The organism is Legionella tunisiensis (assembly GCF_000308315.1).
GTDB classification, from domain to species: domain Bacteria; phylum Pseudomonadota; class Gammaproteobacteria; order Legionellales; family Legionellaceae; genus Tatlockia; species Tatlockia tunisiensis.
The window spans coordinates 1-1570 of sequence record NZ_CALJ01000306.1 but is presented as its reverse complement, the minus strand read 5'-3'; the positions used below and the strand labels follow the sequence as shown (position 1 = coordinate 1570).

The window sequence follows — 1570 nt, the reverse complement described above, 5'->3', positions numbered from 1 at the left end:
AGCAATCTTCAACTAAATTAAAGGATTAAAATCGTTTGAATGCTCGTAGAGTCTCCCTGGAGTCTTGTCTCATCGCCTTGCTTGCTGCTCTTATTTTGCTGCAATTAGGCAATGCGTTATACCATGCGTGGCCTTTTACCACCGATGATGCATTTATTAGCTGGCACTATGCTCAGACCATGGTTAATGGACTGGGTTTTCGCTGGCATCCCAGTACTCCTCCGGTTGAAGGGTATTCCAATTTTCTCTGGATCCTGCTTGCGTCATTATTTCTCAAGCTAGGCATACCTTTAATTCCCGCTGTTAAATGTTTTGCAAGTTTAAGTTTATTGGCTGCCTTAATTTTTCTTTACCAATTCGCACGAACTTTTTTATCCCCTTTGCTGGCTATGCTGCCTGTTTATCTGTTTAGCCATTATCAAGGCGTTAGCTGGTGGACTGTCAGCGGATTTGAAACCAGTTTTTTGTTGCTCTGGCTTTACTCATGAGTTGGCAAACTGCATCTGCCCTTGGCTTCAGTAAATTACAGGATCCCACAATCCCTTTAAAAAAGAATCGTTATAACTCCAGAGCATGGTTAATAAGTTGCTTGAGCTTGACTTTATTGGCATTAACACGTTTTGAAGGGGTGTTATGGATTATTTCCCCTTTTGCTTTCCTAATCTGCTGTCAATCGCGCTGTAAGCACCCATCCTATCAACTACGAAGTATGTTTATTATTTTTACTCTCGGTTTTATCCTGCCCTACAGTATTTATTTTGGCTGGCGTCTTATTTACTTTGGCCATCTGCTGCCTAATAGTTATCGCTGTAAAGCGATCATTAGCACTCACAGCTTTCATCTAGTCAATGACTATTTATACCTTCTTTTTCCTTGCTTGATTTTAAGTCTACCTTATTTATTTACTCGTAAAGACTGTCGGCATCTACTACTTTGGCTACCATCACTGTTGTATTGTCTGCTTTTATGTCGCGCTGATCCGGTTATAGCTTATTACAACCGCCTTTTTTTAGCCGCTTTTAGTGTCTTTAGCCTATTACCCGTTTTGGGGGTGAAAGAATTTTTAAATAATTTTCATTTTTCAGCCAAAAATAACACCTTACTCTGCATGTTAATCATCGTGCTGTTTACTCATCTTTTATTCCCACCAGGAAAATAGCGAACATCGATACAGACGTTCAACATTATCAACAGCGTTCAGCTATACGTATGAAAGTTGCGGAATTTTTAAACCGCTACACGGCAGTAAATGCAAAAATACTCTTGGCTGATTGTGGAATCATTCCCTTTTTTGCGAGAAAAGATCTTCAATTTATCGATAGTCAATGCTTAACCAATGCCGAAATGACGAGCACCAGAATTCATCGCTCGCTACCTTTGTATGCACAAGATTTACAACAAAAGGTAAAACCAGATTGGGTTATCCGAACCTACTATCCTCAATGGCAACGCGGGAATGATCTCACCGAACTGTTACAACATCATGATTTTTTTAAAATTATCAATTAGTTGCAACCTATCAAGCTCATCGTTTTGACTCGCAACAGGGTAAACCCCAACAACAGGAAGC

3 protein-coding genes are annotated in these 1570 nt (G+C 39.9%); all 3 read left to right on the top strand.

The genetic code is table 11. The features are described from left to right. The first annotated feature begins 35 nt into the window (after positions 1–35). Genes BN58_RS29180 through BN58_RS29170 form a run of 3 tightly spaced genes read left to right on the top strand, consistent with a single transcriptional unit; the run spans position 36 to position 1509 of the window. Positions 36–488: a hypothetical protein gene (locus BN58_RS29180; RefSeq protein ID WP_156812632.1), complete on the top strand. Its 453-nt coding sequence runs from the start codon at positions 36–38 to the stop codon at positions 486–488. After that, positions 485–1159, top strand: coding sequence for a hypothetical protein (locus BN58_RS29175; protein WP_019218095.1), 675 nt, complete (start codon positions 485–487; stop codon positions 1157–1159). The genes BN58_RS29180 and BN58_RS29175 overlap by 4 nt, the downstream gene beginning before the upstream one ends. Before the next feature lie 50 nt (positions 1160–1209). Next, positions 1210–1509: a hypothetical protein gene (locus tag BN58_RS29170; protein ID WP_019218094.1), complete on the top strand. Its 300-nt coding sequence runs from the start codon at positions 1210–1212 to the stop codon at positions 1507–1509. Positions 1510–1570 lie beyond the last annotated feature (61 nt).